The following is a 23,180-nucleotide window of genomic DNA, read 5'->3' as shown; positions in this document are numbered from 1 at the left end:
TGTCCTGCAGCCCCACACCGCCCCGCCAGACCATCAACAATCCAGAGCCGCTTTGGCTTTGGCTTTGGATTCGGCCCTTGCCTCTGCAGGTGCAGGGCGCAGCCCTGCCGAAACCCACCCTCAGGAACTGCAGGACAGCATCGAGCAACCGGCGCGGTTGTCGGCCCACGCCGGGCGCTTGCCAGCGAAGTGCTCGAGCCCTGCGCGCTCGGTGTATGGGTCTCGCAGCACGTCCTGCAGCGCATGCACACCGCCGAGGTCACCCTGCTCTGCGCGGTCGATCGCTTCCTGCGCCAACCAGTTGCGCAGCACGTACAGCGGGTTGGCCGCCGTCATCTTCGCCACGCGTTCGCTGGCCGGCAGCGGATCGCTGCGCAGGCGCTCCGCGTAGTCCTGCAGCCAGTGCTGCAACGGTGCCTGCACTGCCTGTCGCCGCGCCTCGTCGTAGTACACCGCGTCCAGAACCGTAGCGTCCGCTGCCGACGGGTCGATGCGCATCAGTGCGCGCCAGGCCAGGGTCATGTCCATGGCACCCTCCTGCATCAGCTGCTGCCAGCGCTGGTAGAGCTGCAGGTCGTCATCGTCGGCCGCGGCCAGCCCCAGCTTTGCCGCGGCATCGCGACGCGTGCAGGCCACGAAGGTGGACTGGAAGGCCGCCAGGCCCGCCTGCAGCGGTGCGACATCGGCGAACAGCGGCGACAGCGCCTGGGCCAATCGGCTCAGGTTCCAGTACGCCACCTGCGGCTGGGTGCCGAAGCGGTAGCGGCGCCCCTGGGCGTCGGTGGTGTTCGGCGTCCAGTCCGGATCGAAATCCTCGACCCAGCCATAGGGGCCGTAATCCAGTGTGAGACCGAGCACGGACAGGTTGTCGGTGTTCATCACGCCATGTACGAAGCCGACACGCATCCAGTGCGCGATCATCTCGGCGGTGCGCACCGCGATCTGCGCGAACCAGTCGCCGTACCGTGCCTCGCCCTGCCCCTCCAGCCCGGGGAAATCACGGGCGATGCAGGTGTCCACCAGCTGTTGCAGCAAGGCAGTCTCGCCACGCGAGGCCGGCAGCTCGAACGAACCGAAACGCAGGAACGACGGCGAGACCCGGCACACGATGGCACCAGGCTCGGCACGCGGGTGGCCGTCATAGAACATGTCGCGCACCACCTCCTCGCCGGTACCGACCAGCGACAACGCGCGCGTGGTCGGCACGCCCAGGTGGTGCATCGCTTCGCTGCACAGGAACTCGCGGATCGACGAGCGCAGCACTGCCCGTCCATCGGCACCGCGCGAGTAAGGCGTCGGCCCGGCCCCCTTCAGCTGCAGCTCCCAGTGGCGGCCATCGGGTGCCACCAGCTCGCCCAGTGAGATCGCACGCCCATCGCCGAGCTGGCCGGCCCAGTGACCGAACTGATGGCCACCGTAGTTGGCTGCCCACGGCTGCATGCCGGCGTACAGCGTATTGCCGCCGAACACCTGCGCGAAACCTTCGCTTTCGACTTCAGCGGTACTGAAGCCAAGCATTTCGGCGACGTCCGGCGCCCAGGCCAACAGCGTGGGCGCCGTCACCGGGGTCGGCATCACGGGCGACCAGGCGGCACCCAGCACTTCGCGCCTGCGCGGGCCGGATTCGGGGTCACCCGGCAGGGCATGCAGCAGGCGGTTGTCGAAACGGGGGCTGTCGGTATCCATGACTCTGGAGGTGGGGGCGACCGCCGCCGGCCTCAATTGCCGCTGAGCGCCTGCAGATGGCCACCGTGGGCCTCGGCGCGCTGGTAAGCAGGCCGCTCGCTGATGCGCTTGAGGAAGCCACGCAGTGCCGGCTTGCCGTCGAGACCGCCACCGCGCGCGGCAGCAGCCTGGATCGGGAAGCTCATCTGGATGTCGGCCGCACTGAAGCGCTCGCCGGCAAACCATGGGCTTTCGGCCAGGCGGCGCTCCATCCAGTCCAGGTGCAGGCGCCGCTGCGGCCCAACGAAGCCCCGCTCGGCCTTGTCGGCAATGCTGCGTGCAATCGGGCGTGCGAAGAATGGCATGGGCGCATTACGGATGCGGCCCATCACCAGGGTCAGCAGCAGCGGCGGCATCGCCGAGCCTTCGGCATAGTGCAGCCAGTAGCGGTACGCGATGCGTTCGGTGCCGTCGGCCGGCATCGGTGACGGCGACAGCTGGCGCTGCGTGTCGTAACGGTCAGCGAGATAGTCGAGGATCGCCCCGGACTCGGCCAGTACCAGCTCGCCATCCTGCAGCACCGGCGACTTGCCGAGCGGATGCACGTTGCGCAGTTCCGGCGGCGCCAGCAGCGTCTTCGGATCGCGCGGATAGCGGCGCAGTTCGTAGTCCAGCCCCAACTCCTCCAGCATCCACAGCACGCGCAGGGAACGGGAGTTTTCCAGGTGATGAACGATGCGCATGGGGACGATCCTTGGGAAGGCCGCCATCCTACCGCGCCGGCTGCATGCCCTTTGTAGAGTCGAGCCCTGCTCCACTGTCCTTGAGAACAGTCGAGCGTGGCTCGATTTCTACAAAAAACAGCGGGCAATAAAAAACGCCGGAAGCTCTCGCCTCCGGCGTTCTGGCTACCCAACGGTAGCAGACGGATTAGACCGCCTGCACCTGGTCAGCCTGCATACCCTTCTGACCCTGGACGGCGATGAAGGTAACCTTCTGGCCTTCCTGCAGGGTCTTGAAGCCGGTGCCCTGGATCGCGCGGAAGTGCACGAACAGGTCCGGGCCGCTTTCCGGGGTGATGAAGCCGAAGCCCTTGGCGTCGTTGAACCACTTGACGGTGCCGGTCTGACGTTCAGACATTTTACTAACTCCTGAAACACATGTTGAAAAAAATCGCAGCCACCGGGTATCGGGGCCGAGACTGAGTTGCAGGCGTTGGTAAAGCGGATCGATGAGCGGATCGTGAGATCAACTGCACCAGGCCACGATTCACGGTGACCCTAGCAAACACAGTGGGTCGCACGATACGCGTGTTTTCTGCAAAAAGCGATAGTCCCGACGTTCATGGGAACACGTCACCCGCTAGGCGTGACAAGGGTTGGCAGCCAATCGCGGCTAACCCCGAGCCCCCATTCAGGTTTTTCCTACCCTACACTGGGTAAATGACTGAAGCTGAAATCCCCGCTGAACACGCGTCTCCCCGCATCTGGGTGGACGCGGACGCCTGCCCCACCGTCATTCGCGACATCCTGTTCCGGGCCGCCGAACGGGTCGGGATCGAGCTGACCCTGGTCGCCAACCAGTGGATCCGCACCCCGCCGTCGCGCTGGCTGCGCTCGATCCAGGTACCGCAGGGCCTGGACGTGGCCGACAGCGCCATCGTCGAGCGGGTCGCCGCCGGAGACCTGGTGGTCACCCAGGACATCCCGCTGGCTGCGCTGGTGCTGGAGAAGAGGGCCGTGGCGCTGAACCCGCGCGGCCAGCTGTACACCCCGAACAACATGGCCGAGCGGCTGTCGATGCGCAATTTCATGGAGGAACTGCGCGGCGCCGGGGTCCAGACCGGCGGACCGCCGCCCCTGGGGCCCCGCGACCGGCAGCTGTTCGCCGCCGAGCTGGACCGCTGGCTGGCGCGACGCCCGGCCCGCTGAGCGCCTGGCCGCGCTAAGCCGGAAGGCTCAGGCTGCGGCCGCTGCTGAACGCCCGTCGTTCGCCGCTCAATGGGTCGTCGAAGGCCAGGGCCCGCGCCAGCAGCTGCAGCGGCGCCTCGGCGACGTTCGGCGGACGTTGCCGAAGCTGCGGGTACAGGTCGTCACCCATGATCGGCGCCCCCAGCATGGCCATGTGCACGCGCAGTTGATGCTTGCGGCCGGTCTCCGGCAGCAGCCGGTAGCGCCAGATCGGCCCTTCGGCCTCGATCAGCTCGATGCGGCTGCGCGCATTGGGCTCACCGGGCACTTCGGACATGCGGAAGAACGGCTCGCCCGGCACCAACCGGCTGTCCCGCTGCAACGGAAACGCCAGCCCCGGCAGCGCCGGTGCCAGGGCCTCATAGGTCTTCTCGATGAGCCGATCACGGAACAGGCGCTGGTAAGCATCGCGCGACGCTCGCTGGGTCGAGAACATCACCAGCCCGGTCGTCAGCCGATCCAGCCGGTGCAGCGGTACCAGATCGGCATTGCCGGTGCGGGCGACCAGCCGCGCCAGCAGCGTCTCGCGCACATGCCCACCCGCAGGTGTCACCGGCAGGAAATGCGGCTTGTCGGCCACCAGCAGGTGCGCATCCAGATGGACGATGGTCTCGACAAAGGGAATCACCGGTTCGTCGGCCACCTCGCGGAAGTACTGGATCTCCCGCCCGACCTGCCAGGGCGTGTCCGCAGTGAGCGCCCTGCCCTGCGCATCCAGCACACGGCCACGCGCGAAGCGATCCTGCCATTGCGCGGGCGCGATGCGCGGGAAACGTGCACACAGGCCATCCAGCAGGGTGGCCCAGGGCCCGGGCGGCAACTGCAGTCGGCTGGGCAAGGTCATGGCGTCCACTCCGGCCACGGGAAAGAACGCAAGCGTGCCACCGTTGACGCTGCGCAGACAGCCCGGCCACGGACACCCCCGGAGCAAACCTCTATCATTGTTGTCTTTAGTCCACGGACCCCCCATGGCTCTTACCGCCACCATCCGCAAGGCCGAACTGCAGATCAGCGACATGGATCGCGGCTACTACGCGACCCACAACCTGACCCTGGCCCAGCATCCGTCCGAGACCGACGAGCGCCTGATGGTGCGCCTGCTCGCCTTCGCGCTGAACGCCGGCGACCGCCTGGAGTTCGGCCGCGGCCTGAGCACCGATGACGAACCCGACCTGTGGGAACACGACTACACCGGCGACATCCTGCAGTGGATCGACCTGGGCCATCCGGACGAATCGCGCATCCGCAAGGCCAGCAACCGCAGCCGCCAGGTGCAGGTGGTCAACTATGGCGGCAACGCCTCGGAGATCTGGTGGGGCAAGCAGGGCAAGGGCCTGGCGCGCTTCGACAATCTTTCGGTGGTCGATCTCGACGGTGCCTTCGTAGAGCTGTGGGGCCAGCAGATCCAGCGCGCGATGCGCTGGAGCGTGCTGATCCAGGACGGTGAAGTGCAGCTGCTCAACGATCAGATGCAGCTCGACGTGATCCCGACCTGGCGCAAGCGCGCCAAGGCATGAACACGATCCGTTGTGACGTGGTGGTCATCGGCGCCGGCGCAGCCGGGCTCATGACCGCGATCACGGCTGGCCAGCGCGGCCGCCAGGTGCAGGTGATCGACCATGCCAACAAGGTCGGCAAGAAGATCCTGATGTCCGGCGGTGGCCGCTGCAACTTCACCAACACCGGCACCACCCCGGCCAACTTCCTGTCGGCCAACCCGCACTTCTGCAAGTCGGCGCTGGCCCGCTACACGCCCTGGCACTTCATCGAGTTGGTGCACAAGCACGGCATCGCGTATCACGAAAAGGAACTGGGGCAGCTGTTCTGCGATGTCTCCTCCAAGCAGATCGTGAAGATGCTGATGGACGAATGCCAGGCGGCCGGCGTGCAGATCCGTACCGACTGCAGCGTGCAGCGCATCGAGCATGGCAGCGATGGTTTCCGCGTGCACACCACGCACGGGCTGTTCCATTGCGCCTCGCTGGTGGTTGCCACCGGCGGCCTGTCGATTCCCAGCATGGGGGCCAGCGGCTTTGGCTATGAAGTGGCCCGCCAGTTCGGCCACCAGGTGCTGCCGACCCGCGCCGGGCTGGTGCCGCTGACCCTCAGCGGCAAGCACCAGGAACGGTTGGCCGACCTCAGCGGCGTGGCGCTACCGATCGAAGCGCGCTGCAACGGCAAGAGCTTCCAGAACTTCATGCTGCTGACCCACCGTGGCGTGAGCGGTCCGGCCATCCTGCAGATCTCTTCGTTCTGGCGGCCCGGCGATGCGCTGGAGCTGGACCTGTTGCCGGGCCAGGATGCCGGCGAGTGGCTGCGCCAGATGAAGCGCGACCGCCCCGCCGCCGAGCTGCGCACGGTGCTGGGCGAGGTACTGCCGAAGCGGCTGGCACAGCGGCTGTGCGAGCACTGGCTGCCCAACCGCCCCGTGCGCCAGCTGGACGAGCCGGTGCTGCGCCAGGCTGCGCAGCTGCTGGGCGCATTCCCGCTGGTGGCCAGCGGCACCGAAGGCTACCGCACCGCCGAGGTCACCCTGGGCGGCGTGGACACCGCCGAAGTGTCATCCTCAACGATGGAATCCAAGCGCGTCCCCGGCCTGCACTTCGTTGGCGAGGTGCTGGACGTGACCGGCTGGCTGGGCGGCTACAACTTCCAATGGGCCTGGGCCAGCGGCCACGCAGCGGGCGGCGTGGTGTGAACCACATCGCCGTTCCATGCGCGCAAGGGGTACGCGCATGGACGGTTCGCCGCGCATCGTGTATCTAGATTCGCAGATTGGGGAGCAGTGCATGCAGAACGCGAACGACATCACCATCCGCCTGCTGATCGTCGATGACAGCGGCGAGAATGCCGAAGCCATCGTCAGCACCCTGCGCAACAGCGGCATCGCGGTACGCCCGTGGCGCCCGCAGGATGCGGCCGAGCTGGCCCAGGTGCTGACCAGCCAGGCCATCGACCTGGTGCTGGCCTCGCCGTCGCAGGGCATTCCGCTGCAGCTGGCAGCCCAGCACATCGCCGCCAGCGGCAAGGACATCCCGCTGGTGCTGCTGGCCGAGCGCATCGACGAGGACGAACTGGTGCAGGCCAGCAGCCATGGCATCCGTGCCCTCGCCCTGCGCCAGCGCCCCGAGCACCTGCTCGCCGTGGTCCGCGACCAGTGGGTCGACCTGCAGGCACGCCGCGGCCTGCGCCGCATCGAGGCGCAGATGCGCGAGACCGAGCGCCGCTGCGACGCGCTGATCGCCTCCTCGCGCGACCCCATCGCCTACGTGCATGAAGGCATGCACATCCGCGCCAACGACGCCTACCTGGAGATGTTCGGCTACGAGCAATTCGACGACATCGAAGGCATTTCGCTGCTGGACATGGTCGCTGCCCAACACGTGGAGGGCTTCAAGCAGCTGCTGAAGGGCCTCAGCCGTGGCGAGGCGCCGCCGCCGCAGTACCAGCTCGACGCGCGCCACCAGGACGGCAGTGCGTTCCCGGCGACGATGGAATTTGCGGCGGCCACCTACGAAGGCGAGTCCTGCCTGCAGGTGGTGCTCCGCCGCCGCATGGAGTTCGACCCCGAGCTGGCACGCGAGGTCGAGGACCTGCGCCAGCGCGACCAGGTCACCGGCCTGCTCAATCGCCCGACCTTCATGCTGCAGCTGGAAAGCGCGGTGGCCCAGGCCGGGCGTAGCGAGGGCCAGTTCGGCCTGCTGCTGATCGAGCCGGACCACTACGCGCGCCTGCTGCCGGATATCGGCCTGGCCTCGGCCGATACCCTGATCGGCGCCCTCGCCGCCCTGCTGGCCGAAGTGGTTGGCGAGGACGCGCAACTGGCCCGTTTCGGCGAACACAATTTCGCCGTGCTGCAGGCCGGACCCTACGCACAGACCGTGGCGCTGGCCGAGCGCATCCGAGAAGCCTACGCCGCGCACGTCTTCAGCATCGGCGCACGCTCGGCCACGGTGACGGTCAGCATCGGTGGCGTACAGGTCGGTGAGAAGATCGCCAGCATCGGCCAGGTGCTGGCGCGCGCCAGCGAATGCACCCAGGCTGCAGCCGAGCTGGGTAACACCTGCCGCATCTTCGACCCGGCTGCCGCCGACCGTGTCGAGGAAGAGCGTGTGCAGCGCTGGGTGGCGCGCATCCGCGAGGCGCTGGCCGGCGACGGTTTCCAGCTTCACTACCAGCCGGTGCTGAACCTGCAGGGCGAACCACTGGAACTGTACGAAGCCTATCTGCGCCTGGAAAACAACGGCGAGCTGCTGAGCCCGACCGCGTTCCTGGGCATCGCCGAGGAACACGGCCTGCTGGCCGACATCAACCGCTGGGTGGTTTCGCAGGCGATCGCGGTGCTGGGCGAACGCGCACGTGCGGGTCATGCCACCCAGGTGCTGGTGAAGGTCACGCCGGAATCGTTCGATGACCCACAGATGATCGCCACCCTGCACCGCGAACTGCAGGCACAGGGCGTGCCCGGCGAACGGCTGTGGCTGCATGCACCGGAAGCGAAGGTGTTCACCCACCTGCGCAGTGCACAGCAATTCCTTGCCGAAGTGGCGCCACTGGGCTGCCGCATCGGCCTGGAGCAGTTCGGTTCCGGGCTGGACTCGTTCCAGCTGCTGGCCCACTTCCAGCCGCAGTTCCTCAAGCTGGACCGGGGCTTCACCAGCGACCTGGCTGCCACCCGCGAGAACATCGACCGCATCAGCCAGATCACTGCGCGTGCTCAGGAAGCGGGCATCCGCACCATCGCCGAATTCGTCAGCGATGCCAACTCGATGACGCTGCTGTTCAGTGCCGGCGTGGATTACGTGCAGGGCGACTTTGTCGGCCCGGCGTTGCCGGAGATGGGGTTCGAATTCGGGTAACCGAGGGTAGTGCCGGCCGCTGGCCGGCAGCCTCAGGTACCCGGGGTTGCCGGCCAGCGGCCGGCACTACCAAACCAGAAGGCCGGCTTTCGCCGGCCTTCTGCTTGATCAGGTCATGTCGACCAGGTTGCCGATCTTCACGTCCGGGTTGACGTCGGCCTCGTAGTCGACGCCCTCCACGCCAAAACCGAACAGACGCAGGAAGTCGGCCTTGTAACCGGCCAGGTCGCTGATTTCGTACAGGTTCTCGTTGGTCACCTGTGGCCACAGCGCGACCACCTTGCCCTGCACGTCTGCGGCCATTTCCTTGTAGTCCGCACGCAGGCGGCCTTCCTCATCGACCAGCGCGACGGTGTGGCCGTCGCCATCGACCAGGTCGTGGCGCAGGCGATCGACCGCCACGCCATCGGACTTGCCGCCGTAAAGGATGTCGTACAGCACGTCGAGCTGCTCGATGCAGCCTTCGTGGGTGCCCTTTTCCTTCATCACCTTGAACAGCAGCGACAGGTACAGCGGCATGGTCGGAATGGCCGAGCTGGCCTGGGTCACGACGGCCTTCAGCACCGACACGCGTGCGTCGCCGCCGATTTTCGCCAGCTTTTCGCGCAGGCCCAGCACCTTGGTGTCCAGGTCCTTCTTGGCCGCGCCGATCGAGCCATTCCAGTAGATCGCCTGGGTGATCTCTTCGCCCACGTAGGTGAAGGCCGTGGTGGTACAACCATTGGCCAGCACGCCGGCATCGGCCAGCGCATCGATCCACATCTGCCAGTCCTCGCCGCCCATCACCGCGACGGTGCCGGCGATTTCTTCCGGGGTGGCCGGCTGCAGGGTGGTCTCGGTGATCACTTCCTTGTCGGTATCCAGCCCGCGCAGGGTGATCGGCTCGCCGATCGGCTTCAACGTGGAGCTGATGATCTCGCCGGTCTTCGGGTGCTTGCGGCGCGGCGCGGCCAGGCTGTAGACAACCTGGTCGACCTGGCCCAGATCGGCCTTGATCATTTCGATGGTCTTCGCCTTCACTTCATCGGAGAAGGCATCGCCATTGATGCTCTTGGCGTACAGGCCGGCTTCGTCGGCGTACTTGTGGAACGCGGCCGAGTTGTACCAGCCCGCGGTACCCGGCTTGGTCTCGCTGCCCGGGCGTTCGAAGAAGATGCCGAGGGTGGCAGCACCACTGCCGAAGGCAGCGGTGATGCGCGCAGCCAGGCCGTAGCCGGTGGACGCGCCGATCACCAGCACACGCTTGGGACCGTTCTGGATCGGCGGGCGCGCACGGATGTAGTCGATCTGCTGCTTGACCGCGGCCTCGCAGCCGGTCGGGTGGGTGGTGACGCAGATGAAGCCGCGGACGCGCGGTTTGATGACCATGGATACCTCGGGTTGGCAGATGCGGCGCGCGGGGCGCTCAGCAGGAGTAAGGGCGCGCACGCGCGCGAACCGCAGGATCGTAGTGCGCGGGGGAAGATTGCACAACCGACGCTGGCGTAGGGTGGTGTTTCTTTTGCAGGGTTGCACCCTGCACCTGCGGTAGTGCCGGCCGCTGGCCGGCAACCTCAACAGCAACGTCAAAAGCCGGGCTACTGAGGGATGCCGGGGTGGGTCCGGTTGCGGGGGACGCCGTTAACCCGTCCATGGGGGCTTGGCCGCGGCATCCATGCCGCGGACTGATCTGGCCCCCTGAAAACGGACGCCATGAAGCCGTTTCAGGCGGCAGCCCGGAGCTGCCGGGCGTAGTTGTTAGGCGAGTGGTAGCCCAGCGCCGAGTGTAGCCGGGCTGGATTGTAGAAGCCGTGGATGTAAGCAGCGATGCACTGGCTGGCTTGTTCCCTACTGGCGTAAGGCTCGGCAGCCTCTTCTGTCTTGAGCGTCGCAAAGAAGCTCTCGGCCACCGCGTTGTCCCAGCAATTGCCAGGCCGGCTCATGCTTTGGACCACGTCATGGGACTGCAGCAGCTGGCGAAACTCGTTCCCCCAGTACTGCCCACCACGATCTGAATGGAAGATCAGGCCGGGTCGTTGTGGATGCAGAGCCCAGGCATTGGCAAATGCTTTCACCACCAGCTCTTCAGTCAGACGCTTGGAAACGCTGTAGCCCAGCACCTGCCGGGTCTGGACGCTGATGACCACGGCCAGATGCAGCCATCCCTGGCGGGTGGGGACATACGTGATATCCCCGACCCACGCCGTCGGTCCGGTTCCGGGGGCAAATTGCCGATCCAGCAGGTTGGGGGCGAGCTGAGATGAGCCGCCGGAGGACTTGGGTCGGAATCGGCCTTTGGTCTTGCCCTGGATTCGCTCCTCGGCCATTAACCGTGCCACGCGCTTGTGGCCGACTGGATGATTCCTGGCTCGTAAGGCCCTGACCAGCCGACGTCGCCCATAACTGCGCTTGCTGGTCACATGAATGGCCCGAAGCTCGGTACGCAGGGCCGAATCGGCATCGCACGCTTGGGCACATTGCCGACGCAGGTAATCATGGAATCCAGAGACAGAAACCCCAAGAACCCGACACAACAACCTGGTCGGGTAGTGAGTCCTTTGACTGGCGACGAAGGCGTACCTCACTTGGACTCTCTGGCAAAGAACGCCGCCGCTTTTTTTAGGATTTCCCGCTCCATCTTCAGATTGGCGTTCTCGGCCCGAAGGCGGCTGATCTCGCTTTCCAGGTCGGTGGTTGGCCTGCGAGCCTCAGAGGTCAGAGACCGGCCAGCACGGACCGCGTCAAGCCAATTTGCCAGCGTCTTGACCGACATCTCCAGCTGACGGGCTGCTGCGGCAGGCCCGAGCGACTCGGCCAACTCCACGGCTTGGTGCTTGAACTCATCGGTATAGCTACGACGGGTGATACGGGACATAAGGGACCTCCAAGTGCGATCAAAGTATCGCTTCTTGGCGTCCGCTGACGGGGGGCCAGATCAGACACCCCCGCAACCGGACCCACCCCGCCTTTGACAGTCTTCCGCGATCTGTCGGAACAGCTCTTGGGGTCAGATCCGTTTTCTGAAGGAAAACGGATCTGACCCCAGAATTGTTTCGATATCTGACAAATGTGTCGACCCAGGTCGACACCTACCGACAGCCGCGTGAACCCGTCGAAGGTGGGTCGGTGTCGGAGTGCGGGGTGTCAGCCGCATGGATGCGGCTGCCAAGCCTACACGGACGTACTTGCGGCGTCCCCGCACTCCGACACCGCCCCGCCCACCCACGGAAGGCACGCTCTTGCTGTTGCTGTTGCTGTTGCCGGCCAGCGGCCGGCACTACCGTGGGTGCAGGGCTGCAAGCCCTGCAACACAAAAAACCCCGCTTGCGCGGGGTTCTCTGTGGGTTGCGTGCAGCGCGAACGGTTACGGGCGACGGGCCAGGGCCTCAACGTCCTTCGCCTTCGGCAGCAGGTCCTGCTTGCTGACGCGCAGGAAACCGATCGTCAGCATCGGCACTGCCACCAGGATCGAGGACAGCACCACGATCACCGCACCGATCATATGCGTCTCGGCCAGGCCTTCCATCGAGCTGCCGCCGTACAGGTACAGGGCAAGCGCGGACAGGAAGAACATCACCGCAGTGATCACCGTACGCGACAGCGTCTGGTTGATCGAACGGTTCAGCACTTCCATCGAATCCACGCGCAGGCTGCGGAAGTTCTCACGGACGCGGTCGAAGACCACGATGATGTCGTTGATCGCAAAGCCCATCACCGACAGCAGGCCGGCCAGCACGGTCAGGTCGAACTCACGGCCCAGCAGGGACACGTAAGCGACCGTCACAATCAGGTCGAACATCGCCACGATGCTGGCGGTGACCGCGAACTTCCACTCGAAGCGCACCGCGATGTAGATCAGGAAGCCGGCCAGCATGAAGATGGTGGCATACAGGCCATTCATCGCCAGGTCCTTGCCGATCTGCGGGCCCACGAACTCGTTGCGGAGCACGGTGGCCTGATTGTCGGCAGTGGACAACGCCTTCACCACGGCAGCGGCCGTGGCCTTGTCCTCGTGGGCGGCGTCGCCGGTACCCGGAGCATGCTCGCCGTGCGGGGCCAGGCGGATCAGCAGGTCGGTGTTGCCACCGACGCTCTGCACCTGGGCCCCTTCGAAGCCACTCTGCTCGAGCTTGGTGCGGACCTGCTCAACATCCACCGCCTTGTCGAAGCGGGCTTCGATCAGGGTGCCGCCGGTGAAGTCCAGCGCGTAGTTGAAGCCCTTGATGCCGATGATGGCGACCGAGGCCAGGAACACCACGATGGTGACTGCCATGGCGACATGGCGCCAGCGCATGAAGTCGATCTTGGTGTCGTTCGGGAGGATGTGCAGCGGAAACAGTTTCATTGTGCGTGTCGTCCCGTCAGATGGCCACGTTCTGGAGCTTCTTGCGACGGCCGTAGATCAGCGTCGCCAGCGCACGCGACACGGTGATCGCGGTGAACATGGAGGCGAAAATACCGATGATCATGGTCAGCGCGAAGCCCTTCAGCGGACCGGTACCGAATGCAAACAGCGCCACGCCGACGATCAGGCCGGTCAGGTTGGCGTCGAGGATGGTGCCCGAGGCACGCTCGTAACCGGTCACGATCGCCGTCTTGCCCGGCACACCGGCTCGCAGCTCTTCACGGATACGCTCGTTGATCAGCACGTTGGCGTCCACCGACAGGCCGACCGACAACGCCAGGCCGGCAAAGCCCGGCAGGGTCATGGTGGCACCGAACAGCGACATCACCGCCACTACGATCAGCAGGTTGAACAGCATCGCTGCCGAGGTGATCACACCGAACATGCGGTAGTACACGCTGAAGAACACCAGGGTGAAAAGGAACGCGAACACCACCGCGCGCATGCCGTTCTTGACGTTCTCGGCGCCGAGGCTCGGGCCGACCACGCGCTCCTCGACGAAGTCCATCGGCGCAGCCAGCGAACCCGACTTCAGCAGCTTGGCCAGGTCTTCGGCTTCCTTCTTCTGCAGGCCGGTGGTCTGGAAGTTCTTGCCGAACACGCCGTTGATGTTGGCCACCGAGATCACTTCCTCGTTGACCTTGAAGCCACGCACTTCCTGGCCGTCGACGACGGTCACGGTCGGCACGCGCTCGGTGTAGACCACCGCCATCGGCTTGTTCACGTTGGCGCTGGTGAAGTCGAACATGCGCTGGCCACCGACGTTGTTCAGCGTCACGCTGACCGCCGGCGAGCCGCTGTTCGAATCGGTCACCGCCTGCGCACCAACCATCTGGTCACCGGTGACGATCACGCGCTTGTTCAGCAGGATCGGGCCACGGCCGTCGCGCTGCTGGTAGACCTTCGCTTCCGGCGGAATGCGGCCGGAGTTGATGGCGTCCTGCGCATTGCCTTCAACCACCGCACGGTATTCCAGGGTGGCGGTGGCACCGATCATGCGCTTGGCTTCGGCGGTGTCCTGCACGCCGGGCAGCTGCACGACCACGCGGTCGGCACCCTGGCGCTGGATGATCGGCTCGGCCACGCCGAGCTGGTTCACGCGGTTGCGCAGGGTGTTGATGTTCTGCTCGATGGCACCATTGGAGATCTGCGCGATCTCGGTATCGGGCACGGTCACCGTGATGCGGTTGCCGCTGACGTCGTAGCCGAGGGTCGGCTGCGCCTTGACCAGCGCGGCGCGGGCGCGCTGCGCGGCGTCATCGCCGGCGGATGGGCTCAGGTTGGCCACGATGCTGTTGTCGGCGCGGCGTTCCACCGACTGGTAGGCGATACGCGCGTCACGCAGGGTGCTGCGCACGTCTTCGGTATAGGCATCCAGGCGCTTGTCGAGGGCAGCCTTCTGGTCGACCTGCAGCACGAAATGCACGCCGCCCTGCAGGTCCAGGCCCAGCACCATCGGGCGACCGCCGAGGTTGGCCAGCCAGTCCGGCACGGTCGAAGCCAGGTTCAGCGCCACGGTGTACTTCTCGCCGACGGTGTCACGCAGGGCGTCGCTGGCAGAGGACTGCGACTTCAGGTCCGGCAGGCGGACGATCAGGCTTTCCCCTTCCTTTTCGGCACCGATGGTGGCGATGCCGGCCTTTTTCAGGTCAGCCAGCACACGGTCGCGCAGCGCATCGTCGATCTGCCCGCCACGGTTGGCGGTGATCTGGATGGCCGGGTCCTTCTGGTAGATGTTGGGCAGCGCGTACAGCGCGCTGAGCGCCAGTACGATCAGGATGACGACGTACTTCCAGCGTGGAAATTCGAGCATTGCTTGGGTCCCGCGCGGCGCCATCCCCGGCGCCGCGGTTGTGCTTCGGAAAGGGAGTGGCTTACTTGGCCGAATCCAGGGTGCCGGTCGGCAGCACGCTGCCGACAGCGCCCTTCTGCACGCGGATGCGCACGTTGTCGGCCACTTCGACGGTGATGAAGTGGTCGCCGATGTCGGTGACCTTGCCGGCGATGCCGCCGTTGGTCAGCACTTCATCGCCGCGCTTGATCTTCTCCAGCATGGCCTTGTGCTCCTTCTGCCGCTTCATCTGCGGGCGGATCATCAGGAAGTACATGATGGCGATCAGGATGATCGGGAACAGCAGCGTGGTCAGGCCCATGCCCTGCGGTTGGCCGCCGGCGGCCTGGGCGTGGGCGGCGGGAATCAGGAAAGCAAGCAGGTTCATCGTTGGTCCTTTGGTTGGGCGGCGCTCCCGTCCCTTGAGGGGCGGGGGTGTCGACCGCGGATCTGGGTCAGCCTTGAAGTATGCCACGGCCCCGGGCGTTCGTCCTTGGGCCGTTCGGCAGGGGGGCGCCGGGGTTACAGCGGCGGGGCCACCGCTCCGCGTGCCGCGTAGAAGGACTCGCGGAAGGCCAGGAAGGTTCCCGCCTCGATCGCGGCACGGATGTCGGCCATGAGCTTTTCGTAATAGAAAAGGTTGTGCAGGGTGCCCAGCATCGGCGCCAGCATCTCGTTGCAGCGGTCCAGGTGGCGCAGGTAGGACCGGGTGTAACCGCCGGTGCAGGCCACGCAGCCGCAGCCCGGCTCGATCGGGTCCATGTCCCGCGCGTACTGGGAATTGCGGATGCGAACGGTGCCGAACGAGGTGAAATAGTGGCCGTTGCGCGCATTACGGGTCGGCATCACGCAGTCGAACATGTCCACGCCGCGTGCCACGCCCTCGACCAGGTCCTCCGGCCGGCCCACGCCCATCAGGTAACGCGGGCGGTCGCCCGGCAGCTCCGGATCCAGGTGGTCGAGCATGGCGTTGCGCTCGTGCTCCGGCTCGCCCACGGCCAGGCCGCCGATGGCGTAGCCGTCGAAGCCGATCGCCTGCAGGGCGTCGGCCGAGCGGCTGCGCAGGTCGGTGTGCACGCCCCCCTGGACGATGCCGAACAAGGCCGCGTCGTTGCCCAGCTCGTCATGCGCGTTGCGGCTGCGCTGGGCCCAGCGCAGGCTCAGCTCCATGGAACGGCGGGCAACGTCTTCGGTGGCCGGGTACGGGGTGCACTCGTCGAAGATCATCACGATGTCCGAATCGAGCACCTTCTGGATCTTCATGCTCTCCTCGGGACCGAGGAACACCCGGGCGCCGTCGGTGGGCGAGGCAAAGGTCACGCCCTGCTCGGTGATCTTGCGTCGATGGGCCAGCGAGAACACCTGGAAACCACCGGAGTCGGTCAGGATCGGGCCATCCCAGCGGCAGAAGCCGTGCAGCCCGCCGTGGTCGGCGATGATGTCCAGGCCGGGGCGCAGGTACAGGTGGAAGGTGTTGCCGAGGATGATCTCGGCGCCCAGCGCCCGCACCTGGTCCGGCAGGATGCCCTTGACCGAGCCATAGGTCCCCACCGGCATGAAGGCCGGCGTTTCCACCGTGCCACGCGGGAAGGTCAGGCGGCCACGGCGGGCACGGCCATCGCGGGTCTGGAGCTGGAACTGCAGTCGGGACATGGAGCGGTCATTCGGGCAAATAGTTGCTCATTGTCTCCCAAAACCGGCTCGACCGCCCATTCAGGCCTGAACGGCACGGCAGTAGAGCCACGCCATGCGTGGCTTTCCTGGTCTCCAGGCACCTGCAAGTGCGCACCAACGGTGCGCACCCACCACAAGCAAGCAGAGGTCAGCCCCTACTCCGCCTGCGGGAACAGCAGCATTGCGTCGCCGTAGCTGAAGAAGCGGTAGCGCTGCTCGATCGCGTGCCGGTAGGCCTCGAATACGCGGTCCTTGCCTGCAAACGCCGAGATCATCATCAGCAGCGTGCTTTCCGGCAGGTGGAAATTGGTCACCATCGCGTCGACGCTGCGGATGCGGTAGCCCGGGGTGATGAAGATCTGGGTCTCGCCGGCGAACGGCAGCAGCTCGCCATCGCGCATCGCGCTTTCCAGCGCGCGCACCACGGTGGTGCCGACGCCGATCACCCGGCCGCCGCCGGCGCGCGTACGCCGCACCTGCTGCACCAGTTCGGCGCCGACGTTCAGCCACTCGCGGTGCATAACGTGGTCCTTCAGGTCATCGGCGCGCACCGGCTGGAAGGTGCCCGCACCCACATGCAGGGTGACGTGGCCGAACTCCACGCCCTTGTCCTTCAGCGCCGCCAGCAGCGGCTCGTCGAAATGCAGGCCGGCGGTCGGTGCTGCCACCGCGCCTACCTCGCGCGCGAACACGGTCTGGTACCGCTCGCGGTCGTCCACGCCCGGCTCGCGCTGGATGTAGGGCGGCAACGGCAGGCGGCCGGCATGCAGCAGCCACTGCTCCAGCGACTCCGGCACATGGAACTGCAGCACGTAGAACTCGCCATCGCGGCCCAGCACCTCGGCTTCGCCACCGGCATCCAGCGCGATGCGACTGCCGGCCTTCGGCGACTTGCTGGCGCCGACCTGCGCACGCGCCTGCTGACCGCCGAGCAGGCGCTCGATCAGGATCTCCACGCGGCCGCCGCTGGCCTTCTGCCCGAACAGGCGCGCCGGAATCACCCGGGTGTCGTTGAACACCAGCAGGTCGCCCGGCTGCAGCAGCGACGGCAGGTCACGTACCTGCAGGTCGGTGAAGGCGGCAGGTGCCGGCGGTACCAGCAGCAGGCGGCTGGCGGAGCGTTCGGCCAGGGGGGCCTGCGCGATCAGTTCAGCCGGCAGGTCGTAGTGGAAATCGGACTTCTTCAAGGCGGTGGGCGGCAACAGGTCGACAATGGCGCGCATTGTACGTCCAGCGTCTGCGAGCCGGCGCACTTCGCGGCGAACGTCGCGCAAAATGCTGCTATGCAGCAGGTTTCTGCGGGGTTATCGCGCAAAAAAACAAGTGCTAGCATCGAACCGGAAGTCCGCTGCACGAGCCTGCCCCAAGCGCGCGTGATGACGCGCGTTTTGCTTTTGATGGCCCGTGCGACCCATTGTTTCAGGAGATCTGCAATGAGCTTCATCGAACGCCTCGCCCCCCTGCGCAACCAGCCCGGCACCCGCCTCACTACCGGCCTGGACGATGCCACCCTGACCGCCCTGTCCGCCAACCACCCGCAGCTGATCGCCGCAGTGGACGCCGCCGCCGAGGAATTCGCGCGCGTGCAGGCCGACCTGGGGCCGCTGCTGGCACAGGACGAACAGGCACAGATCGACGCGATGCAGGACGGATTCGTCAATTTCTATGCCGATGACGCGGTGACCCCGTACGTGGCGCTGGCCGCGCGCGGCCCATGGGTGGTCACCCTGAAGGGCGCCGTGCTGTACGACGCCGGCGGCTACGGCATGCTCGGCTTCGGGCACACCCCGGACGCCGTGCTGGAGGCCATGGCGCGCCCACAGGTGATGGCCAACATCATGACCCCCAGCCTGTCGCAGCAGCGCTTCATCACCGCCCTGCGCGCCGAGATCGGCCACCGCCGTGGCGGCTGCCCGTTCGCCCGTTTCATGTGCCTGAATTCCGGCTCCGAAGCCGTCGGCCTGGCCGCGCGCATCGCCGACGTCAACGCCAAGCTGCAGACCGATCCTGGCGCACGTCACGCCGGCGCTACGATCAAGCGCGTGGTGGTCAAGGGCAGCTTCCATGGCCGTACCGACCGCCCTGCCCTCTATTCGGATTCCAGCCGCAAGAGCTACATGCAGCACCTGGCCAGCTACCGTGGCGAGGACTCGGTGATCACCGTGGCGCCTTACGACGAGGCCGGCCTGCGCAAGGTGTTCGAGGATGCTGCACGCAACCAATGGTTCATCGAAGCCGTATTCCTGGAGCCGGTGATGGGCGAAGGCGACCCGGGCCGTTCGGTGCCGCCGTCGTTCTATGCCGTTGCCCGTGAGCTGACCCGTGCGCATGGCAGCCTGCTGCTGCTCGACTCGATCCAGGCCGGCCTGCGCGCGCATGGCGTGCTGTCGGTGGTCGATTACCCGGGCTTTGAAGGCCTTGACCCGCCGGACATGGAGACCTATTCCAAGGCGCTCAACGCCGCGCAGTACCCGCTGTCGGTGCTGGCGGTGACCGAGCATGCTGCGCAGCTGTACCGCAAGGGCATCTACGGCAACACCATGACCAGCAACCCGCGTGCGCTGGACGTCGCCTGCGCCACCCTGGCACAGCTGACCCCACAGGTACGCGCCAACATCGCCGAGCGCGGTGCCGAGGCCGTGCGCAAGCTGGAACAGCTCAAGAGCGAGCTGGGCGGCCTGATCACCAAGGTGCAGGGCACCGGGCTGCTGTTCTCGTGCGAGCTGGCCCCGCAGTTCAAGTGTTATGGCGCCAACTCCACCGAGGAATGGCTGCGCCAGCACGGCATCAACGTGATTCACGGTGGTGAGAACTCGCTGCGCTTCACCCCGCACTTCGGCATGGACAGCCAGGAGCTGGACCTGCTGGTGGCCATGGTGGGCCGTGCCCTGCGTGAAGGCCCGCGCCGCGAGCAGGCCGCGGCGGCGTAAGCCATCGCTTTGGTAGAACCGGAGGCAGCGGCAGGAGCCGCTGCCAACGTCGCTGGCGACGGCCCGAAGGGTGATGGTCAGGACGACCGGCATCGCCTTGCTTGGCTGACGCCTTTGCCGTGATCTGAACGAAGGGCAGCCGAGCCCGGAACCATCCCCCCGGAACGGAGGGCTCCGCGCGCATTGCGATGCGAGGTTTGCAATGGCACCGCCGGTTAAACGCGGCGCGGCTCGGCGCTACAGAAGGCCTGTCAAGGCCTCATAATCCACTGACACCCCGTCTCTGACCGCCCTGCGGTCGGCGACGGGGCGTTTTCGTTTCCGGCCAAGAGACAGGAAGATCCATGAAATCGATCTGTGTGTACTGTGGTTCCAACGCTGGCAGCAAGCCGGCCTATACCGAACGCGCCATTGCACTGGGCGACCGCATTGCCCGCGATGGCCTGCGCCTGGTGTATGGCGGCGGCAACGTTGGCCTGATGGGTACCGTGGCCAACGCCGTGCTCGCCGCTGGCGGCGAGGTGACCGGCGTGATCCCGCGCCAGCTGGCCGACTGGGAAGTGGCCCACCGCGGCCTGACCGAACTGGAGATCGTCGGCTCGATGCATGAGCGCAAGTCGCGCATGTTCGACCTCGCCGATGGCTTCGTTGCCCTGCCCGGTGGCTTCGGCACCATGGAAGAGATCTTCGAGATGCTGACCTGGCGCCAGCTGGGCATCGGCAACAAGCCGTGCGCGTTCCTCGATGTGGAAGGTTTCTACGCGCCGCTGATCGGCATGATCGACCGCATGGTGGAAGAGCGTTTCCTGCATCCGGACCAGCGCCAGGACCTCTGGTACGGCTCGGACATCGAGGAAATGCTGGTGTGGATGCAGAACTACCAGCCGGCCCAGGCCTCGAAGTGGATCGACGAGAAACGTCGCTCGGCTCTGCGCTGAAGCGAACCGTCGCGGTGGCTCACGCCAGCGTCCGTGCCCACGGTGCGGGACGGCCCAGCAGGTATCCCTGGCCATAGTCGCAACCGAGTTCGCGCAGTGTCTGCCGCTGCGCCTCGGTCTCGATGCCTTCGCCAATGGTTTCGATGCCCAGGGTGCGGGCCAGTGACAGCACGCCTTCGACCAGCGCGCGCGTGCTCTGCACTTCCGGCCCGTGCAGGCCGGCGATGAAACTCTGGTCGATCTTCAATGTACTGATCGGGAATCGGTGCAGGTAGGACAGCGCAGAGAAGCCGGTACCAAAGTCGTCCAGCTGCACCTGGATGCCACGCTCGCGCAGGCCCTGCAGGATGCGCAGCGTGTGCGGCGCATCGTCCAGCAGCGCGACCTCGGTAATCTCCAGCCGCAGCCGGCGCGGATCGGCGCCACACGCGTCGAGCAGGCCGAATAGGCGGTCGCTGAACTCGGCCGAGCGGAAATGGCGCGGCGAAACGTTCACCGAGACATAGCTCTGCCCACCTTCGGCCAGGCGCGCGATGACCTGCTCGTAGATCAGCCAGTCGACCTGTTCGATCAGGCCGCTTTCCTCTCCCAGCTCCAGGAACGCGCCGGGCAACAGCAGGCCACGACGCTCGTGCTGCCAGCGGAGCAATGCCTCATGTCCCACCACTTCGCCATCGGACAGGCGCACGATCGGCTGGAAGAACGGAACGAAATCACGGTTGTTGATCGCGCGGCGCAGATCGGCTTCCAGGTCGAGGCTGCGCATGGCCTGTTCACGCATGTCCTCGTCGAAGATCGCGCAGCGGTCATGGCCCTGCGCCTTGGCCCGGTACATCGCCGCGTCCGCATCACGCAGCAGCTCCTCGCCGGTACGGTAGCGCGGATTCCACAGCGCGATGCCCAGGCTGCCGGACGGGAACAGTTCGCGGCCGGCGATCCACATCGACTCCTGCAGTGCCAGCAGCAGGCGCTGGCCGAAATCCAGTGCCTGTGCCAGGCCCTGCGGGCATTGCAGCAGTACCGCGAATTCATCACCGCCCAGCCGTGCCACTACATCATCGGCACCGGCCATCGATACGATGCGCTTGGCCACCTCCACCAGCATGCGGTCACCCGCGGCGTGGCCGATGCTGTCGTTGACCAGCTTGAAGCGATCCAGGTCGAGGAACAGCACGGCGAACACCGGCCCGCCCTCGCGCTTGGCCAGCGCCAGCGCATCCTGCAGGCGATCGAGCAGGTGCAGGCGGTTGGGCAGGCCGGTCAGCGCATCGTGCATGGCCTGATGGGTCAGGCGTTGCTCGGCCCGCAGGCGCTCGCCGATCTGGCCGAGCAACTTCTCGTTGACCTCGGCCAGCTCACGCGTGCGTTCCTCCACGCGCTTTTCCAGTTCGGCATGCGCCAAACGCAGCCGTTGCTGGTCGCGCTGGCGCGCCAACCCGGTTCCGATGTTCTGCGCAACGAACGTCAACAGCCGCTGATCGTGCACGCTGAACGTACTGTTCTCGCTGTAACTCTGCACCACGATCGCACCGACCACCTCGTCATCGCGCAGCAGCGGCACGCCCAGCCAGCAATGCGAGCGCGCGCCGGATTCACGCACCTCGCCACTGGCCAGCAGCGCATCGATCTGGGCGCGTGAGGCCAGTAGGGGCCGCCGGTTGCGCACCACGTATTCGGTCAGGCCGCGACTGAACGGACGAGGTGCACGGCTGGCATTGTGCTCGTCCACCGAATAGACGAAGTCCAGGCCGTTGCCGCTTCCGTTCACCAGCGCGATATAGAAGTTGCGCGCATCGAGCAGGCGCCCGACCACGCCATGCACCTGCCCGTAGAACTGGGCCAGGCTGTCGGCCGACATCGCCATTTCGGCAATGTTGTACAGCGCGGTCTGCAGTTGCTCGGCGCGCCGGCGCTCCGCCACTTCATCCTGCAGGCTGTGGTTGGCGCGCTGCAGTTCCAGCGTACGCCGCTCCACCTGTTGCTCCAGCCGGACCTGCGCCTGGCGCCGATCCATCGCAGTCTGCACGTGCTGCGCGACAAAGCCCAGCAACGCCCGCTCGGCCTCGCCATAACGGGCCGCCAGCTCATAGCTCTGCACCACGATCGCGCCGCATACCCGGCCATCGCGCAGCATCGGCACACCCAGCCAGTCCAGGCTTTCGGGGCCACGCTGCGGGTCGTGCTCCTGCTCGACCACGCGCGCCAGCAGTTCGCGCGAGGGTCCGCTGAGCGGCTTGCCATGGCGCAGCAGCGCGACGGTCAAGCTGCGCGGCATCTCGGCGGCGTCATGGCTCTGCGTCGGGTCGGCGACGAAATCGTCGACCTGGTCGGCGAAGTACAGGAAGCGGATCTGGTCACGCACATCATCGTATTCAACGATGTAGCAGTTCTCGGCATACATCAGCGTGCCGAGCACGCCGTGCACGTGACGCAGCATCTCCGACATTTCCAGATCGGCGCCGGCCAGATCGGCGATCTGGAACAGCGCCTGCTGCAACCGTTCAGCTTCTTCCAGCGCCTTGATCTGCCCGGCCTGGCGGCCACGCTGCAGTGCCAGTTCCATGGCCTGACGGGCCAGCCCCCACCACGCCGCGGAAGGCACAGCGCCTTCCACAGACAACTGCAGGCGTGCACCGTCATGTTCCCAGCCATGGGAGCCGTCGCCGATGCCCGGCGCAGTGAACGCGCCTGCCGCCCCGTCGGTCGGCCACCCGCCCTGACCACGCCCGAGCTGCGGGTCGTCCCAGCCGACGCGGACCAAGGCCGTTTCCGGCAAAAGCGCATGCAACGCGCGCACCAGCGCCGTGCTCAGCACGGCCTCGTGTGGTGGCTCTTCCGCCGGTTCAGCATGCGTGGACAAATGACAATCTCTTGGCGCCGTCGATGCGTCGCCTCCCCTGAGCCGACGAGCATAGCGCGCCACCCGGGG

The 23,180-nt window shown here is 66.2% G+C and carries 19 protein-coding genes; 6 read left to right on the top strand and 13 right to left on the bottom strand.

The features are described 5' to 3' along the window. Positions 1-120: 120 nt before the first annotated feature. From ACS0OT_RS08360 to ACS0OT_RS08350, 3 genes are all read right to left on the bottom strand, one after another. Positions 121-1,686: a protein adenylyltransferase SelO gene (locus ACS0OT_RS08360; RefSeq protein ID WP_065185178.1), complete on the bottom strand. Its 1,566-nt coding sequence runs from the start codon at positions 1,684-1,686 to the stop codon at positions 121-123. 32 nt (positions 1,687-1,718) lie between these two features. Next, positions 1,719-2,408, bottom strand: coding sequence for a glutathione S-transferase family protein (locus ACS0OT_RS08355; RefSeq protein WP_053500891.1), 690 nt, complete (start codon positions 2,406-2,408; stop codon positions 1,719-1,721). A gap of 187 nt (positions 2,409-2,595) precedes the next feature. Beyond that, positions 2,596-2,805 carry a cold-shock protein gene (locus tag ACS0OT_RS08350; RefSeq protein WP_005416210.1) on the bottom strand — a complete coding sequence of 70 codons (210 nt, stop codon included), beginning with the start codon at positions 2,803-2,805 and terminating at the stop codon, positions 2,596-2,598. A 302-nt stretch (positions 2,806-3,107) separates the two neighbouring features. Here ACS0OT_RS08350 and ACS0OT_RS08345 point away from each other — a divergent pair, with 302 nt between their 5' ends. Beyond that, complete coding sequence (locus ACS0OT_RS08345) at positions 3,108-3,596, top strand: YaiI/YqxD family protein (RefSeq protein WP_065185179.1); 489 nt, start codon at positions 3,108-3,110, stop codon at positions 3,594-3,596. 13 nt (positions 3,597-3,609) lie between these two features. Here the strand turns inward: ACS0OT_RS08345 and ACS0OT_RS08340 are convergent, their stop codons facing one another. Then, positions 3,610-4,479, bottom strand: a complete 870-nt coding sequence (locus ACS0OT_RS08340) for a pseudouridine synthase (protein ID WP_065185180.1) — start codon at positions 4,477-4,479, stop codon at positions 3,610-3,612. 124 nt (positions 4,480-4,603) lie between these two features. Here ACS0OT_RS08340 and ACS0OT_RS08335 point away from each other — a divergent pair, with 124 nt between their 5' ends. The 3 genes from ACS0OT_RS08335 (at position 4,604) to ACS0OT_RS08325 (ending at position 8,494) form a co-directional block, all read left to right on the top strand. Then, positions 4,604-5,152, top strand: coding sequence for a YaeQ family protein (locus tag ACS0OT_RS08335; protein WP_005416207.1), 549 nt, complete (start codon positions 4,604-4,606; stop codon positions 5,150-5,152). After that, positions 5,149-6,333, top strand: a complete 1,185-nt coding sequence (locus ACS0OT_RS08330) for an NAD(P)/FAD-dependent oxidoreductase (RefSeq protein WP_164093684.1) — start codon at positions 5,149-5,151, stop codon at positions 6,331-6,333. Before ACS0OT_RS08335 ends, ACS0OT_RS08330 begins: the two co-directional genes overlap by 4 nt. Positions 6,334-6,424: 91 nt before the next feature. Then, positions 6,425-8,494, top strand: a complete 2,070-nt coding sequence (locus tag ACS0OT_RS08325; protein WP_005416205.1) for an EAL domain-containing response regulator — start codon at positions 6,425-6,427, stop codon at positions 8,492-8,494. Between the two features lie 108 nt (positions 8,495-8,602). Here ACS0OT_RS08325 and fabV read toward each other — a convergent pair whose 3' ends face one another. The 8 genes from fabV to queA form a co-directional block, all read right to left on the bottom strand. Then, entirely contained in the window at positions 8,603-9,862 is a 1,260-nt protein-coding gene (gene fabV, locus ACS0OT_RS08320; protein WP_005416204.1) for an enoyl-ACP reductase FabV, read from the bottom strand. Between the two features lie 335 nt (positions 9,863-10,197). Continuing rightward, positions 10,198-11,058, bottom strand: a complete 861-nt coding sequence (locus ACS0OT_RS08315) for an IS3 family transposase (RefSeq protein ID WP_065185370.1) — start codon at positions 11,056-11,058, stop codon at positions 10,198-10,200. Beyond that, positions 11,055-11,348: a transposase gene (locus ACS0OT_RS08310; protein WP_032954795.1), complete on the bottom strand. Its 294-nt coding sequence runs from the start codon at positions 11,346-11,348 to the stop codon at positions 11,055-11,057. The genes ACS0OT_RS08315 and ACS0OT_RS08310 overlap by 4 nt, the downstream gene beginning before the upstream one ends. 489 nt (positions 11,349-11,837) lie before the next feature. Next, positions 11,838-12,818, bottom strand: a complete 981-nt coding sequence (gene secF, locus ACS0OT_RS08305; RefSeq protein WP_065185182.1) for a protein translocase subunit SecF — start codon at positions 12,816-12,818, stop codon at positions 11,838-11,840. Positions 12,819-12,834: 16 nt separating this feature from the next. Then, positions 12,835-14,691: a protein translocase subunit SecD gene (gene secD / locus ACS0OT_RS08300; protein ID WP_262219649.1), complete on the bottom strand. Its 1,857-nt coding sequence runs from the start codon at positions 14,689-14,691 to the stop codon at positions 12,835-12,837. A gap of 61 nt (positions 14,692-14,752) precedes the next feature. After that, positions 14,753-15,097: a preprotein translocase subunit YajC gene (gene yajC / locus ACS0OT_RS08295; RefSeq protein WP_005416201.1), complete on the bottom strand. Its 345-nt coding sequence runs from the start codon at positions 15,095-15,097 to the stop codon at positions 14,753-14,755. A gap of 134 nt (positions 15,098-15,231) precedes the next feature. Further along, positions 15,232-16,362: a tRNA guanosine(34) transglycosylase Tgt gene (gene tgt / locus ACS0OT_RS08290; RefSeq protein ID WP_014646826.1), complete on the bottom strand. Its 1,131-nt coding sequence runs from the start codon at positions 16,360-16,362 to the stop codon at positions 15,232-15,234. A gap of 176 nt (positions 16,363-16,538) precedes the next feature. Further along, the gene (queA, locus tag ACS0OT_RS08285) at positions 16,539-17,606 is read right to left on the bottom strand and encodes a tRNA preQ1(34) S-adenosylmethionine ribosyltransferase-isomerase QueA (protein ID WP_065185185.1); all 1,068 of its coding nucleotides are present in this window, start codon (positions 17,604-17,606) and stop codon (positions 16,539-16,541) included. Positions 17,607-17,816: 210 nt separating this feature from the next. Here queA and ACS0OT_RS08280 point away from each other — a divergent pair, with 210 nt between their 5' ends. Beyond that, positions 17,817-19,313 (top strand): aminotransferase class III-fold pyridoxal phosphate-dependent enzyme, encoded by a 1,497-nt coding sequence (locus ACS0OT_RS08280; protein ID WP_005416198.1) that lies wholly within the window; start codon positions 17,817-17,819, stop codon positions 19,311-19,313. Between the two features lie 344 nt (positions 19,314-19,657). Then, positions 19,658-20,251 (top strand): TIGR00730 family Rossman fold protein, encoded by a 594-nt coding sequence (locus ACS0OT_RS08275; protein WP_005416197.1) that lies wholly within the window; start codon positions 19,658-19,660, stop codon positions 20,249-20,251. Between the two features lie 19 nt (positions 20,252-20,270). Here the strand turns inward: ACS0OT_RS08275 and ACS0OT_RS08270 are convergent, their stop codons facing one another. Then, entirely contained in the window at positions 20,271-23,111 is a 2,841-nt protein-coding gene (locus ACS0OT_RS08270) for a bifunctional diguanylate cyclase/phosphodiesterase (protein ID WP_329888922.1), read from the bottom strand. Positions 23,112-23,180 lie beyond the last annotated feature (69 nt).

This window comes from Stenotrophomonas maltophilia group sp. RY12688 (genome assembly GCF_052149045.1).
Taxonomy (GTDB): domain Bacteria; phylum Pseudomonadota; class Gammaproteobacteria; order Xanthomonadales; family Xanthomonadaceae; genus Stenotrophomonas; species Stenotrophomonas sepilia.
The sequence above is the reverse complement of the archived record's forward strand: the minus strand, read 5'-3'. Positions and strand labels throughout refer to the sequence as shown.